At 58.6% G+C, this 14,595-nt stretch carries 14 protein-coding genes, 1 tRNA gene and 1 other RNA gene; 10 read left to right on the plus strand and 6 right to left on the minus strand.

The features are described 5' to 3' along the window. The first annotated feature begins 326 nt into the window (after positions 1 to 326). The 6 genes from RY113_RS03070 (at position 327) to gndA (ending at position 5,467) form a co-directional block, all read left to right on the plus strand. A complete protein-coding gene (locus RY113_RS03070; RefSeq protein WP_110107618.1) occupies positions 327 to 746 on the plus strand; it encodes a DUF3052 domain-containing protein in 420 nt (139 codons plus the stop codon). Positions 747 to 762: 16 nt separating this feature from the next. Next, on the plus strand, positions 763 to 1,236 hold the full coding sequence (locus tag RY113_RS03075; protein ID WP_396334200.1) for a peroxiredoxin: 474 nt from the start codon (positions 763 to 765) through the stop codon (positions 1,234 to 1,236). 2 nt (positions 1,237 to 1,238) lie between these two features. Further along, positions 1,239 to 2,186, plus strand: a complete 948-nt coding sequence (locus RY113_RS03080) for an NAD-dependent protein deacetylase (protein ID WP_315913401.1) — start codon at positions 1,239 to 1,241, stop codon at positions 2,184 to 2,186. A 74-nt stretch (positions 2,187 to 2,260) separates the two neighbouring features. Next, a tRNA-Val gene (locus tag RY113_RS03085) sits at positions 2,261 to 2,336 on the plus strand. 266 nt (positions 2,337 to 2,602) lie between these two features. Further along, positions 2,603 to 3,505 carry an exonuclease domain-containing protein gene (locus tag RY113_RS03090; RefSeq protein ID WP_315913403.1) on the plus strand — a complete coding sequence of 301 codons (903 nt, stop codon included), beginning with the start codon at positions 2,603 to 2,605 and terminating at the stop codon, positions 3,503 to 3,505. Positions 3,506 to 4,015: 510 nt separating this feature from the next. Then, complete coding sequence (gndA, locus tag RY113_RS03095) at positions 4,016 to 5,467, plus strand: NADP-dependent phosphogluconate dehydrogenase (RefSeq protein WP_110107610.1); 1,452 nt, start codon at positions 4,016 to 4,018, stop codon at positions 5,465 to 5,467. Between the two features lie 409 nt (positions 5,468 to 5,876). Here the strand turns inward: gndA and map are convergent, their stop codons facing one another. The 4 genes from map to msrA all read right to left on the minus strand — a co-directional run bounded on the left by map (position 5,877) and on the right by msrA (position 9,021). Then, the gene (gene map, locus RY113_RS03100; RefSeq protein ID WP_315913407.1) at positions 5,877 to 6,641 is read right to left on the minus strand and encodes a type I methionyl aminopeptidase; all 765 of its coding nucleotides are present in this window, start codon (positions 6,639 to 6,641) and stop codon (positions 5,877 to 5,879) included. A gap of 81 nt (positions 6,642 to 6,722) precedes the next feature. Continuing rightward, positions 6,723 to 7,310, minus strand: a complete 588-nt coding sequence (gene epsC / locus RY113_RS03105; protein WP_110107606.1) for a serine O-acetyltransferase EpsC — start codon at positions 7,308 to 7,310, stop codon at positions 6,723 to 6,725. A gap of 147 nt (positions 7,311 to 7,457) precedes the next feature. Next, positions 7,458 to 8,393, minus strand: coding sequence for a cysteine synthase A (cysK, locus tag RY113_RS03110; protein WP_110107604.1), 936 nt, complete (start codon positions 8,391 to 8,393; stop codon positions 7,458 to 7,460). Between the two features lie 103 nt (positions 8,394 to 8,496). Further along, a complete protein-coding gene (msrA, locus tag RY113_RS03115) occupies positions 8,497 to 9,021 on the minus strand; it encodes a peptide-methionine (S)-S-oxide reductase MsrA (protein ID WP_315913804.1) in 525 nt (174 codons plus the stop codon). An 88-nt stretch (positions 9,022 to 9,109) separates the two neighbouring features. Here msrA and RY113_RS03120 point away from each other — a divergent pair, with 88 nt between their 5' ends. Next, positions 9,110 to 10,150, plus strand: coding sequence for a Nif3-like dinuclear metal center hexameric protein (locus RY113_RS03120; protein WP_396334201.1), 1,041 nt, complete (start codon positions 9,110 to 9,112; stop codon positions 10,148 to 10,150). Between the two features lie 49 nt (positions 10,151 to 10,199). Then, positions 10,200 to 10,937, plus strand: coding sequence for a zinc ribbon domain-containing protein (locus RY113_RS03125; protein ID WP_110107602.1), 738 nt, complete (start codon positions 10,200 to 10,202; stop codon positions 10,935 to 10,937). A gap of 78 nt (positions 10,938 to 11,015) precedes the next feature. On the opposite strand, the gene RY113_RS03130 is transcribed toward RY113_RS03125, so the two are convergent. Continuing rightward, positions 11,016 to 11,780 carry a peroxide stress protein YaaA gene (locus tag RY113_RS03130; RefSeq protein ID WP_315913411.1) on the minus strand — a complete coding sequence of 255 codons (765 nt, stop codon included), beginning with the start codon at positions 11,778 to 11,780 and terminating at the stop codon, positions 11,016 to 11,018. Positions 11,781 to 12,042: 262 nt separating this feature from the next. Here RY113_RS03130 and RY113_RS03135 point away from each other — a divergent pair, with 262 nt between their 5' ends. Both RY113_RS03135 and rnpB read left to right on the plus strand, forming a co-directional pair. Beyond that, positions 12,043 to 13,524, plus strand: a complete 1,482-nt coding sequence (locus RY113_RS03135) for a glyceraldehyde-3-phosphate dehydrogenase (RefSeq protein ID WP_315913413.1) — start codon at positions 12,043 to 12,045, stop codon at positions 13,522 to 13,524. Between the two features lie 89 nt (positions 13,525 to 13,613). Then, an RNA gene (rnpB, locus tag RY113_RS03140) (RNase P RNA component class A) lies at positions 13,614 to 13,997 on the plus strand. A gap of 308 nt (positions 13,998 to 14,305) precedes the next feature. Here rnpB and RY113_RS03145 read toward each other — a convergent pair. Beyond that, the gene (locus RY113_RS03145; protein ID WP_170121021.1) at positions 14,306 to 14,464 is read right to left on the minus strand and encodes a hypothetical protein; all 159 of its coding nucleotides are present in this window, start codon (positions 14,462 to 14,464) and stop codon (positions 14,306 to 14,308) included. Positions 14,465 to 14,595: the final 131 nt, after the last annotated feature.

A 14,595-nucleotide genomic window follows, 5' to 3' on the forward strand; every position in this document is an offset into this window, starting at 1 on the left:
GTATCTCCTGCAGCCACGTCCAACCTCTCTTAAAAGCAGTGTGTGACGCCCAGTGCTGTGGCTCTGGGCGTGTACAGACACTCTAGACCGCAGTGGCGCCCTGTGCGTAGCCTTGACCGTTGCATGAACACGCCGGAAGGCACTTGAATCGTGGACTCTGGGGAACCGTGCACAAAGTGAGTAAGGTAAATCACAATATCCGTCAGGGTCTTTGAGTCCGCCGGCCGCTGGTACTGCGTTAAGTGGAGGCAATGCGGGCTCACCCCCTAGACTGGGGTTATTGACCAACAAACCAGCGTGCAAGCGCTGACCGCAGGAGGAAAAACGTGAGTGAGGCCGACGCCGGCACTGTTGCCAAGGTGGCAGGCAATTTAGGGTTCAAGGATGGAGATCTCATCCAGGAACTCGGATACGACGACGACGTTGATTTTGATCTACGCGAGAGCATTGAGGCCCTCATTGGGTCCGAAATGTTTGACGAGCATGATCATGACGTAGTGGATTCAGTCATTTTTTGGTGGCGAGAAGACGATGGTGACCTCGTGGATTCCCTCGTTGATTCACTGACAACCTTGGATGAAGGTGGGGTGGTGTGGATCATGACACCCAAGCAGGGGCGCGATGGTTACGTCCCGCCGTCGGACATTCAGGAAGCTGCTCCCACGGCAGGACTGCATGTCACCACCACTGCGGGGGTTTCTGCTGACTGGGCCGCAACGCGCCTAGCGCCGCGCAAACGCCAGTAAGGCTGGCTGGCCACAGATGGATGCCGCCAGGCAACCGTGCTTGAGCATTGGGGACCTTGCCCCAGATTTCACTCTGTCTAATCAGTTTGGTGAGCCTATTGCGCTTGCTGAATTGCGTGGCACCCCGGTGGCCTTAGTGTTCTACCCCTTCGCGCACTCCGGTATTTGCACGGGGGAGTTGGGCGTGCTGCGCGATAACCTCGGTGACTTCCAGGCCGCGGGGGTGCGCATCCTGGCGGTGTCCGTGGATGCGAAGTACACGCTTCGCGCCTATGCCCAGGCTCAGGGTTACGCTTTTGACCTGCTGGCCGATTTCTGGCCGCACGGCGCAGTGGCGCAACGTTACGGGGTTTTTGATCCGGTGCGTGGCATGGCAGGGCGAAGTACTTTTTTGATTACGGCCGGAGGCGTCATTGCCGATCTCTTTAGTACGCCTTCCGGGCAGGCGCGGCCGCTGGCCCGTTACCGGCAGGCGTTGGGGTTGTTGTAGCAATGGACAACGTGCGCCCTGGTATTGGGCAGACGGGTTTTGTGCAGCAAAGATCGGGGCTGGGTGCGGCCAATAATGCTGCCTCGGTGCTGAACGAAACGGAGCTAGACACCTTGGACGGTGTTGCTGCGTTGCTGGGTGAGAAGAAATTTGCGCTACTCACCGGGGCTGGAATCAGTACCGATTCCGGCATCCCGGACTATCGGGGACCGCAAGCTGTCCCGCGAACCCCGCTGACCTACCAGGAATTTATGGGCGATGTCCGGCTTCGCCAGCGTTATTGGGCCAGAAATCATGTGGGCTGGTCACATCTGAGCGCCGCCAAGCCAAATACTGGGCACTTTGCCACGGTTGCTCTGGAGCGCAGCGGGATTCTGACGGGGATTGTGACCCAAAACGTCGACAGGCTCCATGAAGAAGCTGGGGCCGAAAATGTGGTGGATCTACATGGCAGGTTCGATCAGGTCCTCTGCATGGACTGCGGCAATCACTACTCACGGGCTTTTCTCGCCACTATCTTGAATGAACTCAATCCAGGATTCCTTGATGCCATCTCGGCAGCTGGCGGGGCACCTCAGGCGCCAGACGCGGACGCTGACGTGGTGGCTGAGAGCCTCATATCCACCTTCAATGTTGCCAAGTGTCCGCTATGTGGTGGTCTCATGAAGCCGGATTTCGTCTTCTTCGGTGAAAATGTTCCCAAGGACAGGGTTCTCCGATCCTTCGCTATGGTTGACGCGGGAGCAGCCCTCTTGGTGGCAGGGTCTTCGTTGACTGTCCTGTCCGGTCTGCGGTTCGTCAAAAAGGCCGCCAAGGATGGCAAGCCCGTCATCATCATTAACAAGGGCCAAACCCGCGGGGATTCCTTGGCAACCATCAAGGCCGAAATAGGAGTTGGGGAAGCTATGAGCTATCTCACACACGTATTGACTCCCCGATTGGCGCAATAGGCAAAACATCGTGTACAGTAGTTTCTCGTTGGTCAGCCCAACAAGCGCAATGCTTGAAGAGCTGGTTAGCGAATGGGTCTTTAGCTCAGCTGGTAGAGCGCCACGTTTACACCGTGGATGTCATCGGTTCGATCCCGGTAGGACCCACCACAGAAGAACCCCGCCATTCCGGCGCCAAACGGCTACGGACAGGCGGGGTTCTTTGCGTTGACGCATGGTTTGACGCCCACTTGCGCTCCCATCCTCGAATGCGCGCCGCTATGAAGTTTCTGCTGTGGTTTGAACCATAGCGAGAACGTCAAAGTACAGCTCAAGCGGCTCCGGATGGGAAGATGGTCCGATGCCTGGGGCGGCCTTGGGGTATGGAACTGCACCAGATGCACGCAATAACTTGCACAGAATAAGACGGGGACGCCATGGATGGTATTTCATTTACCGCGATCGATTTTGAAACAGCCAATAACTACCGCGCCTCCGCGTGCGCAGTGGGGTTGACCAAGGTCAAATCCGGTCAGGTGGTGGAGCAGGTTTCATGGCTCATGAAGCCGCTGCCAGGCTATGCGGACTTTCTTCCCATAAACGTGGGTATCCATGGCATTACGGCCGCGCACGTGCGCAACATGCCGGACTGGCGTGGCATTCACGGCCCCATGATGGACTTCATTGGCGGCGACGCCCTAGTGGGCCACAACGTCAGCTTTGAAAAATCAGTCATATCCAAGGCCAATGAGGCCAGTGGTTTGCCCGCCACCAACTTGGACTTTCACTGCACCTTGACCCTTGCCCGCAAGCACCTGCAACTGGACCACTACACGCTTTCAGATGTGGTGGGTGCCTTGGAGTTGCCCGCCTTCAACCATCATGACGCCGGCGACGACGCCCGTGCCAGCGCCCTCATTGCGATTGAACTGGCCAGGCGCAGCGGAGCGGCCACACTTTCAGCCCTATGGCCAGAAGCGAAGAACGAAGCGGCTAAGCTGCCTAGCTACTACGCGGTAGGCTACACGCGTAAGCTGGCGGACTTGCCACCGCCCAACCCCCAGGCGAACCCCTATGGGCCCCTCTTTGGCCAGACAATCGTCTTTAGCGGGGATCTTGCCGCCATGCCCAGGGTTCAGGCACAGGATGCGGCTGCGGCCAAGGGTGCAACTATTGCCAACAGCACAACTAAGAAGGTGACCATGGTAGTCAGCGCAGAGGTCCTGGGAGGCGGGCGCCCTAGCGCCAAGGTCAAACGAGCTGCGGAACTGGCCTCGGCCGGTCAGGATATCCGAATCATCAGTGAGTTACAGTTCCTGCGGTTGCTGGCCTTCAAGTAACTCTGCGGCCACCTTCAAGCGTGGGGCTGTGCCGGGCTCAAAGGTGGGCAAACTAAAAAGGTTCCCCGCCACAGCTATTGGGGGACGCTGTGGTGGGGAACCAGTAATAAAAATATATCCTGCGACGGTGCAAGATGCAAACTGACACTGAACATTTTCAGATCGCTCCCCAGCCTGGCGCGGTAGCCACGGAAAGTAGTGCCGTGGCAGCCAATTTAGAGCCGGGGAGTTGGCGGGAAAGTCCTTAAAATGGATGATCCTCCACTGTGGCTATTGGGGGACGCCACAGTGGAGGATCTGGATTTAATATACAGTCTCTGCGCCCAAAGCACAATGGCGGGACGTTCTACCTCTCAATCTGGGGTACTTGGGGTTTGCGTTTGGCAATGCGGGCGCCAAGTTGCAAGTCATTTATGACAGGCTGCGAGTGCCCAAATCTTGGAAGCTGCTGCGGAACGGGTCCCAACACGGATAAGCTTGAGGAAACCCGATATTTTCTCTGGAGGTACTATGTCTGCACAAATTGGAACAGCACAGATTGGCGTCACCGGCCTGGCCGTCATGGGCGCAAACCTGGCCCGCAACCTGGCTCGCAACGGATACACCGTGGCGCTGCACAACCGCTCGGTCGAAAAGACTGACGCGCTGCTTAACGCACACGGCAGCGAGGGCGCTTTTGTTCGTACCGAGACCCTGGCCGAGCTCGTGGAGTCCTTGGAGAAGCCGCGCCGCGTGCTCATCATGGTCAAGGCTGGCGGTCCCGTTGACTCCGTTATCGATCAGCTCGTCCCGCTGATGGAAGCTGGCGATATCATCATCGACGGCGGTAACTCCAACTTTCAGGACACCCGACGCCGTGAAGCGGATCTGGCCAAGAAGGATCTCCACTTCGTAGGCGTCGGCGTCTCCGGTGGTGAGGAAGGTGCCCTGCTGGGTCCGTCCATCATGCCCGGTGGTTCCAAGGAATCCTACGATGCCCTGGGCCCACTGTTGGAGAAAATTTCTGCCAAGGTCGACGGCGAGCCCTGCTGTGCATGGATCGGCACCGATGGCGCTGGTCACTTTGTGAAGATGGTCCACAACGGGATCGAATACGCCGACATGCAGGTCATCGGTGAGGCTTACGATCTCCTCCGCAGCGCTGCTGGCATTGAGCCGGCAGAGCAGGCAGAGATCTTCGGTAAGTGGAACGAAGGCCAGTTGGCCTCCTTCCTGATTGAAATCACCGCTGAAGTTCTTGGCCATGTCGACGCCAAGACCGGTAAGCCGCTGGTTGACGTCATTGTTGACTCGGCAGGCCAGAAGGGTACGGGCCGCTGGACCGTTCAGTCCGGTCTGGATCTGGGGTCACCCATCTCAGCCATCGCCGAGTCCGTGTTTGCGCGCGGCCTGTCCTCACAGCGCGATCAGCGTGCCATTGGCCAGGAAGTTCTGGCTGGCCACGAGGTTGCCGTTGAACTGGGCGCCGACTTCGTTGAGGACGTTCGCCAGGCGCTCTACGCATCCAAGCTCATCAGCTACGCGCAGGGCATCGACATGCTCACCAGCGCAGCCACCGAGTACAACTGGGATCTGAAGCTGGATGAGATCGCCTCGCTGTGGCGCGGCGGCTGCATCATCCGGGCCGAACTGCTCAAGGACATCACCAAGGCCTACGCCGCAGAGGACAAACCGGCAAACCTGCTGTTCGCCCCGGCCTTCGCAGCGGAAATCGCCGAGGTCCTCCCGGCCTGGCGCCGCGTGGTCTCCACTGCAGTCCAGCTGGGAATCCCCGTACCCGTATTCTCCTCCTCGCTGGCCTACTATGACGGCCTGCGCCGCAAGCGTCTGCCCGCAGCCCTGACCCAGGGCCTGCGCGATCTCTTCGGCGCCCACACGTACAACCGTGTTGACGAAGAAGGCACCTTCCACACCCAGTGGAGCGGCGACAAGACCGAGATCTCAGCGGTAGACACGCACTAGTCCCCGACTCCTCCCAAGGACCAGCCGCTAGCGCGTCTGCTCCTTGGGGCCCTCGGAGTCGTGGGCCCACCTACCCGCTCCCACTGCTCGCAAGCTCGCAGCGGGTCCCTCGCGGGCGTGGGCCCATCCACCCGGACCACCGCAAGCTCGCAGCGGGTCCCTCGCGGGCGTGGGCCCATCCACCCGGGCGTGGGCCCATCCACCCGGACCACCGCAAGCTCGCAGCGGGTCCCTCGCGGGCGTGGGCCCATCCACCCGGACCACCGCAAGCTCGCAGCGGGTCCCTCGCGGGCGTGGGCCCATCCACCCGCACCACGTGGGTATGAAGCACTACGGCGGCCGGCAACTTTCCATAAGAAAGTTGCCGGCCGCCGTCGTTTCTTAACAGTGCTTGTGCCTTTGAGTAGGGTCAGGCTGTGAGGATCTCCGGGCCATTTTTGGTGATGGCCACCGTGTGCTCGGTATGGGCTGTGCGGGCCCCGGTGGCGCTGCGCAGGGTCCAGCCGTCGGGGTCCATGACAAGTTTGGCGGTGTCCACCATGGCCCAGGGTTCGATCGCGAGCAGCAGTCCAGCCTTGAGCTTGTAGCCTTGCCCAGCCTTGCCGTTGTTGGCGATATGGGGTTCCTGGTGCATGGTGGAGCCCACCCCATGCCCGCCAAAATCGGTGTTGACGCTGTATCCGGCGGCCTTGAGAACCTTGCCAATAGCAGCAGAAATATTACCCACCCGTGCACCGGGCTTTGCGGCAGCAATGCCGGCCGCCAATGCGGCCCGGGTGGCATCGATAAGGCGCTGATCCTCGGGATCGCGCGGGGTGCCAACAATGAAACTGATGGCGGCGTCAGCCACAACACCGTTGAGGGACACGGCGAAGTCGAGGGTGAGCAAATCGCCGTCGGCAATAGTGTAATCGTGGGGGAGCCCGTGCAGCACGGCGTCGTTGACGGACGTGCAAATGACATGACCAAACGGGCCGCGGCCGAAGGCAGGCGCATAATCCACGTAGCAGGAGATAGCCCCTGCCTCGGCGATCATCTCTGCAGCCCAGGCATCAATTTCCAGCAGATTTGTGCCGACAACCACGCGTTCCTGAAGACTCTTAAGTACCTGGGCAACGAACGCCCCGCTCTTCTTAGCCAGTTCAAGCCGTGCAGGGGTGAGGATTTCGATCATGGGCTTCCTTTACATATTTCTAGTAACTGTCTCGGTATAACAATATCTTCGAGCCAGCCCCCTGGCGTGCGTCAAACGGGCCTAGATCCACATAGCGGGGTCAATATATTCGGCCGGATCCACAGCAGGGGCCATTTCCCGGCGCGCATCTCGGTGCCGAGATTTGGCGGGGATACCGGTGAGGATGGACTCGGCCGGCGCATCCTTAACCACGACCGCGTTGGCCCCTACCGCTGAATCGTCACCAATGTAGATGGGGCCCAGGATCTTTGCACCAGCGCCGATGGTGACCCGGTTGCCGATGGTGGGGTGGCGTTTGGTTTTTGCCAGCGAACGGCCGCCGAGCGTGACGCCGTGGTAAATCATGACGTCATCACCGATCTCGGCGGTTTCACCAATGACAACGCCCATGCCGTGGTCAATGAAAAACCGTCTGCCAATAGTGGCGCCTGGGTGTATCTCAATACCGGTGGCAAAACGGGTCAGTTGTGAAAGTACCCGGGCCGGGAAACGCAGGGCAGGCGTAGCCCACATCTTGTGTGTCAGCCGGTGCACCCAGATGGCGTGCAGGCCGGAGTACACAAAAAGATTCTCCATGGAACCCCGTGCTGCGGGGTCATGCGAGCGTGCCGATTCGAGGTCTTCACGTATTCTGCTGAAAAATCCCACAGACTTCTTTCAGTTGATCGCCACAAACGCATTGTGGCGCAGGTTTTAGGGTGCCGGTCCCACATACCAGAAGACCCGCACCACTGACACAGCGTCAGTGATGCGGGAAATATTCCGGTTTAACAGGTCCTCACATAGGGTATGGGCTTAGCCGCGGATATCGTCGTAGAGCACAGTTGAAATGTAGCGCTCACCAAAATCGCAAACAATTGCGACGATGAGCTTGCCAGCGTTTTCCGGGCGCTTGGCCAATTCAAGGGCTGCCCAAACAATGGCGCCGGAGGAAATGCCACCCAAAATTCCTTCGCGCATACCCAGATCGCGCGCTACACGGACAGAGTCCTCCAGCGTGGCGTCCATGACTTCGTCGTAGATTTTCTGGTCAAGAATCTCGGGAATGAAGTTTGCCCCCAGGCCCTGAATCTTATGGGGGCCGGGGGCTCCACCGTTAAGAATGGCGGAGTCAATGGGCTCGACGGCCACAATTTGTACCCCTGGTTTGCGATCCTTCAGGACCTGGCCCACGCCGGTGACCGTACCGCCGGTACCAACGCCGGCAACAAAAATATCCACAGCGCCGTCGGTGTCATTCCAAATTTCTTCGGCCGTGGTGAGTCGGTGGATGGCCGGGTTAGCCTCATTGGCGAACTGCTGGGCCCAGATGGCGTTCTCGGTGTTGGCCACAATTTCCTTGGCCTTCTCCACTGCCCCACGCATGCCCTCAGAACCCGGGGTCAGAATAATTTCAGCACCATAGGCGCGCAGCATGACACGGCGTTCGGTGGACATGGTCTCCGGCATGGTCAAGATGACCTTGTAACCGCGGGCGGCACCCACCATGGCCAAGGCGATGCCTGTGTTACCGGAGGTGCCTTCAACAATGGTTCCACCAGGCTTGAGTTCACCGGAGGCTTCGGCGGCATCAACAATGGCCACGCCAATCCGGTCCTTCACGCTGTTAGCCGGGTTGTAGAACTCCAACTTCACAGCGACGGTGGCGTTCAGGCCTTCAGTCAGGTGGTTCAGGCGCACCAAAGGGGTGCCGCCAACCAGCTGTGTGACATTGTCATAGATACGTGCCATGGGTGGTCCTTCGTCGTTCTAATGGGTGTTGGTAGCGGGAGTTCACGCAAGGGAACTTCATACTGTGCTTTGTGGCCAGCGTAGTCAGTACCAAGACGTGGTTCTAGGCGGTCAGCCACTTCGCGTAATGTTTTCTAACTTTCGCAATTTTTGGGTTGATAATGACCCGGCAGTAGCCCACCTCGGGACGCTGCGCATAGAAATCTTGGTGATAATTCTCTGCCTCATAGATGGTCCCTAGCCTGGTGACTTCCGTGACTATGGGGTCTTTCCACAGCGGCTGATTGCGCACAATTGCTGCACGGAATTCTGCTTCTTCACTCTCATCACGGTAGAACATGGAAGAGCGGTACTGGGTGCCGGTGTCATAACCCTGACGGTTCAAAGTAGTGGGATCGTGCTGAACAAAAAACATGTCCAAAATGGTCTCAGAAGGGATGATGTTCTCGTCAAAAGTGACTTGAACAATTTCTGCGTGACCTGTCATGCCCGTGCAAATTTGATCATAACTGGGGTTGGGTAGAGCGCCGCCGGTATAACCGGACACTACCGATTGAACGCCCCGGGTCATCTGATACACGGCGTCGAGGCACCAAAAGCAACCACCGCCCAATACAAAAGTCTTCATGTTCATTTATAAGTCATTTCTGTGCCAGATGATTCCCAACCCTCACAAAGTGTGCTCGGCACCTGCCGCCCGCAAGTAAGGTAGGAACATGAGCGAGGAACCAACTTTCCCCCCGTCAGAGACCGGATCTGATGAAGTTGCCCCGAGGGGCGATACCCCGGAGCTGTCCGAGGATGCTAGCGATATGGCTGAAGCCGATGTGTTGGACAGCCAACAAAACGGCATCGCGGAAGAATCACCGGAGCATGACGGGGCCGGCAACGCTGAGGACACAGCGCACGATGCCCCTGAGCCCCCCGTCCTCTCTGATGTTCTGCTCGCTGCGGAAGAACTCTGGCCAGAATCTCTCGCCGAGGAATGGGACCGTGTGGGCTTGGTAGTGGGCCGCCCCGAAGCCGAGGTGGACAGGATCATGTTTGCCGTGGACCCTACCTTGGAAGTGATTGAGGAAGCCCTGGAATGGGGCGCCCAATTACTGATCACCCACCACCCGCTGCTGTTGAAAGGGGTCAACTCTGTGGCCGCCACAACAGGGAAAGGGAGGGCCATCCACCGGCTCATTGAGGGTGGCTGCGCTCTCCTGACGGTTCACACCAATGGCGACAGCGCCGTTGGCGGTGTCTCAGACGTCTTGGCGGACATCTTAAAACTCGGTGACGTGCAGCCACTCATGCCAGCCGTCAACGGACTCGTGGAAGAAGGCATTGGGCGCGTAGGTTTCTTGCCAGCTCCGGAAAAACTTGGTGACCTGGCCGCAAAGGTGTTCCTCACCCTGCCCGCCGTAGCCGGGGGAGTGCGGGTCTCTGGTGAGCGGGATGCTCTAGTGCGCAAGGTAGCTGTATGTGGCGGAGCTGGTGACTCTCTCTTTGACGCCGTACGGGCAAGCGACGCCGATGTGTTTGTCACGGCAGACCTCCGCCACCACCCAGCCTCCGAAGCCCGCGAGGCGCGACTGGACGGGCGGCCCTACCTCATTGATCTTTCACACTTTGCCAGCGAATGGCTGTGGCTACCCAACGCCATGGTGGCTCTGGGAAACGTGCTTGCCGATCAGGGATTTGCCGCAGAATTGGCATTGAGCCAGACCAACACGGACCCGTGGGACTTTATTCTGACTCCCGGGAACTAGGCTTGTTCTAAGAACTATTGTCATCACGTGATGCAGCAGGAGGAGTTACATGGCTAAGGCAGCACCGGCCGAGCAAATGCGTTTGCTGGATATTGCGGTATTGGACGGAAAATTGCGCGGACTTGATGTCCAGGCAAAGGCGTTGAAGGAAGATCCCAGGCTGCCAGATCTGCATGCCGGGGTCACCGTGGCGAAGAGCGATCTGGTTGTCCTTGACACGGCTGTCAGCGATTGCCACCGGGCCTTGACCAAGGCAGAGGACGATGTTGCCGCCGTCGTAGCGCGGATTGAACGTGATGAGGCCAAGCTCAATAGTGGCACGGGGCTCTCTAAAGATCTCATGGCACTGCAGAGTGAAATTGAATCACTGACCAAGCGCCGTAGTGACCTTGAAGATACAGAACTTGAAGCCATGGAGGCGTTCGAGGCGGCAACATCTGACCAGGCTGCCCAGCAAGGGCTCGTAGCGCAGATGCAGTCAGTGCTGGATGAGGTCCTTGATGAGGTGCGGAGCAAGTTGGTCGGGTTGAAGCTTGAGCGCGATGCCACGCTAGGCGAGCGCACCGAACTGACGGCCACCTTCGATCCGGCACTGCTGGCCATCTACGACCGTTCGCTGGCTAAATATGGGGTGGGTGCGGCACGGCTCTTCCACGGCAAGTCAGAAGGTTCGGGCATGCAGCTTAGCGCCGGTGACTTGGTAGATATTAAAAAAGCTCCGGCTGACACCATTGTCTTCTGCCCGGACTCCGGCGCCATTTTGGTCCGCTCGGAGGAGTGGGGCTAAACCGCTCCCTGATCTCATTCCTCGAATGAGCCCCTTACGTGGGCCCCATTCGAGGAATGAAAAGTAAAAAGCTGGTGATCAGTCCGTCAGAATGATGTTCAGCGCGTGCGCCTTGCGAGCCGTTCCTGGGACCAGCTCCACAACCCACCGTTCCGCAGCAACGTGTGCCAGCTGGGCGGGTGTTTCGGGGGTTTTGCCTCGGCGGGTGAGCAAGTGCCTAGCCAGTTCCCCTCGAGTATGTTTGGCGAAGTGGGAGACAACCTTGCGGGCGCCGTCGCGCTCGGTGAAAACATTCACGGCCACAGTGCGTTCCGGGTCAGGCACCCAGGCAGCCGCGTAACTACTGGAGCGGCAATCCACCAGAAGGTGGCCCTCCGCATGCTCCGCCAGCGCCTGCGCCAGTTGCGGTTTCCAGAAACTGGCCAGCTTTCCCAGTCCGGGCAGGCCCACCGACATGGAGAGCCGGTACGCGGGAATGCTGTCGGCGAATCCCACTGCACCCCATAGCCCGGAGATAACCACGACGGCGGCATCGGCCTTGCGCTTCTGCGTTGCCGTCATGCTGTTGTAGCCAAGGGCATCGAAGAGCACGCCCGTGTAAATACTGTGGGCGGGGGCTGCCGGCTCTTGGTCCAGGCGGGTATTGCGGTGCACTTCATGCCCCAAGGAGGCACCCACACCCAATTGATTGAGGGCATCATCCTGGCCGGAGACTAAAGCCAAAGCGGTGGACACGGCCTGCCTTGCTGTGGTGAGTGAGGGGAAACTCAAGGTGGCCAGATCAACGGGGGATCCGGAATCGGCGGGGGTCTTGCCTTCAGAAGGCGGCAACAGAATCAGCACCCTAGGAGCTTATCGCCTCAAAGCTGCGCCGCTTTCAAGCGCACCGCATTCCAAAGTGCTGCTAAGGCACGTGCTTGGAGGACAGACAGCGGAATTAACTCTACGTTCGGCAGGAGAAGTAGGGGCGAGTAGCTGCCAGGTGACCAGGGGCTAGACCGGTCTAGTGAAGTGGTTCACGTAACTCGCGGGTAAACACGGAGCGCTGTCACACTGGGAGCAGGCTTAAACCAAGGGTGTTTTGGGCCAGGAAAGGTAGTTTGACGTGACGATCAACCAGGCTCCGACACACACGGATGCCGCATTACAAACCTGGATCCAACGCGAGAGTATGGCCGAGGCCATGATTCCGCTGATCGGACGCCTGTACCGTGAGAACAATGTTATTGCTAATGTTCACGGGCGCTCACTGATCAACAAGTCCCCCTATGACATCCTCAAGGCACACCGCTTTGCCCGGCACATTGACAGCTGCGAACTGCCCCTAGAGCAGACGCTGCCCCTCATTGAAGTCTTGGACAAGCTCGAGCTGGGTCCGGCATCCCTGGATGTTGCCCGCCTCAACGCTGCTTTCAAGGCCTCCGGCGAGGCTGATCTGGAAACGTTCCTGCGCACTGAGTTGGCCTCTATTGTTGGCCGCCGCGGAGAAGACGGACGCACCAGCACCGATGTGGTGTTGTACGGTTTTGGCCGGATTGGGCGCCTGCTGGCCCGCATCCTCATCGAACACAATGGCGGTGGCCACGGCTTGCGTCTGCGTGCCATTGTGGTCCGCAAGGGTGGCGAGACAGATTTGGCCAAGCGGGCCAGCCTGCTGCGCCGCGACTCCGTGCATGGCCCCTTCGACGGCACCATCACCATAGACACCGAAAATAACATCATCCAGGCCAATGGCACATCCATCCAGGTGATTTACTCGGATAGCCCCTCAACCATTGACTACACCGCGTTTGGTATTACGAACGCGATCATTGTGGATAACACGGGCCGCTGGCGCGATGAAGAAGGCCTGTCCCAACACCTGTTGTCCAAGGGTGCTGCCCGCGTCCTGCTGACAGCCCCGGGCAAGGGCGCCCTGAAGAACATTGTGTACGGTATCAACCACCACATGATCGAGGCCGGGGACAAGATTGTCACCGCTGCCTCCTGCACCACTAACGCCATCACGCCCGTGCTGAAGGTCCTCAATGACAAATACGGGATTGTGCACGGACATGTGGAGACGGTGCACTCGTTCACCAATGATCAGAATCTCACTGATAACTTCCATAAGGGTGACCGGCGCGGCCGTTCTGCCGCCCTGAACATGGTCATTGCCGAGACCGGTGCTGCCAAGGCCGTGGCCAAGGCGTTGCCCGAGTTGGAAGGCAAACTGACGGGCAACTCCATCCGCGTACCAACCCCCAACGTGTCCATGGCTATTTTGAACCTGACACTGGAAAACGGGACCACCAAGGATGAGGTCAACGCGTTTTTGCGGGACATGTCACTGAACTCTGACTTCCGTAAACAGATCGATTACATTGATTCACCCGAGGTGGTCTCCTCGGACTTCGTGGGCTACCGGCGCGCCGGGATTGTTGACGGCCTGGCAACCATCAGCACCGATAAAAACCTTGTCCTCTACGTCTGGTATGACAACGAGTTTGGCTACAGCTGCCAGGTAGTGCGTGTCATGGAGGAAATGGCCGGCGTGCACCCCCTCCAATTCCCGGCGCTCGAGTCAAGTGCCGCATTGATCAGCTAGGTACCCCAGGTGCGTACCGGCGTCGTGCTTAAACGTACGACGCCGCTACGCACCTTTGCGCACCTTGCCCTGTACACTTAGTAGCTGGATAGGGCAGTTGGGCAACCGCGCGTCACGTAAGTGGCTCGAGGAACGTCCGGGCTCCGCAGAACGGGGTGGTGGGTAACGCCCACTCGGGGTAACCCGCAGGAAAGTGCCACAGAAAGTAGACCGCCGGCACGGTTCGCAAGGACTGTTGCCGGTAAGGGTGAAACGGTGGTGTAAGAGACCACCAGTTCCCCAGGTGACTGGGGAAGCTCGGTAAACCCCACCCGGAGCAAGGCCAGACAGGGCATGATTGAGGGCTGTTCGCCCGAGTGCCTGGGTAGGCTGCTAGAGGGCGTCGGCAACGGCGTCCGTAGATGGATGGTTGCCTCTTCGCCGCAGGTAACTGCGGCGGACGACAAAACCCGGCGTACAGACTGCCCTATCCACTTTTTGCATTTTTATGGTGCGTTTCGCCCGTTTTTTCAAGGGGAAACGTGCCATATTTATTTGGTTTGCGGGCACCTTCGGTGCATGCTCAGAGGTCTGGCCCCAACACCGCGGGCAGACGGGGCAAATACGGAATCTTGGCGAGATAGAAAACTGCCCAACAACCAGTGCGTACCCCACTACATCTCCTTCACTCCATCTGCATCGCCTACTGAACAGATCCTCGACGCAGAAGGGAAGCGCTGGCTAAGAAGAGGTGCGGGCATGAAAAAGGCCGGCCGCTTGAAGCGACCGGCCCAACTCTCGATTACTTGTTTAGCGCGTTACGCCGTACCCAACCAACCGCAGCCGTAACCACGAACAATACAACGCCAATAATGGCCAGCCACAATAGCCCCTTGACTACAAAGCCCAGGACAGCAAGGACTAGCCAGATGATAAGAAGAACAGCAATGATTTGTACCATTCATCAAATCTACGCTACCCACTTTGCTGAGTAAAATTCGGCACCATGATCACAGCCATAGAAATCCGGGCGGCACTTCTGAGGAGAATAATTGATGTGTAGTTGTTCGGTTTGCGGCAGCAACGCACGTT

The sequence above is a fragment of the Arthrobacter sp. lap29 genome (assembly GCF_032458965.1).
GTDB classification, from domain to species: Bacteria; Actinomycetota; Actinomycetes; order Actinomycetales; family Micrococcaceae; genus Specibacter; species Specibacter psychrochitiniphilus.

Bases quoted from the DNA above. Each gene is read 5' to 3' on its own strand.
- RY113_RS03075 (WP_396334200.1), top strand. From the start codon at position 763: ATGGATGCCGCCAGGCAACCGTGCTTGAGCATTGGGGACCTTGCCCCA.
- RY113_RS03080 (WP_315913401.1), top strand. From the start codon at position 1,239: ATGGACAACGTGCGCCCTGGTATTGGGCAGACGGGTTTTGTGCAGCAA.
- RY113_RS03090 (WP_315913403.1), top strand. From the start codon at position 2,603: ATGGATGGTATTTCATTTACCGCGATCGATTTTGAAACAGCCAATAAC.
- gndA (WP_110107610.1), top strand. From the start codon at position 4,016: ATGTCTGCACAAATTGGAACAGCACAGATTGGCGTCACCGGCCTGGCC.
- map (WP_315913407.1), bottom strand. From the start codon at position 6,641: ATGATCGAAATCCTCACCCCTGCACGGCTTGAACTGGCTAAGAAGAGC.
- cysK (WP_110107604.1), bottom strand. From the start codon at position 8,393: ATGGCACGTATCTATGACAATGTCACACAGCTGGTTGGCGGCACCCCT.
- msrA (WP_315913804.1), bottom strand. From the start codon at position 9,021: ATGAAGACTTTTGTATTGGGCGGTGGTTGCTTTTGGTGCCTCGACGCC.
- RY113_RS03120 (WP_396334201.1), top strand. From the start codon at position 9,110: ATGAGCGAGGAACCAACTTTCCCCCCGTCAGAGACCGGATCTGATGAA.
- RY113_RS03125 (WP_110107602.1), top strand. From the start codon at position 10,200: ATGGCTAAGGCAGCACCGGCCGAGCAAATGCGTTTGCTGGATATTGCG.
- RY113_RS03145 (WP_170121021.1), bottom strand. From the start codon at position 14,464: ATGGTACAAATCATTGCTGTTCTTCTTATCATCTGGCTAGTCCTTGCT.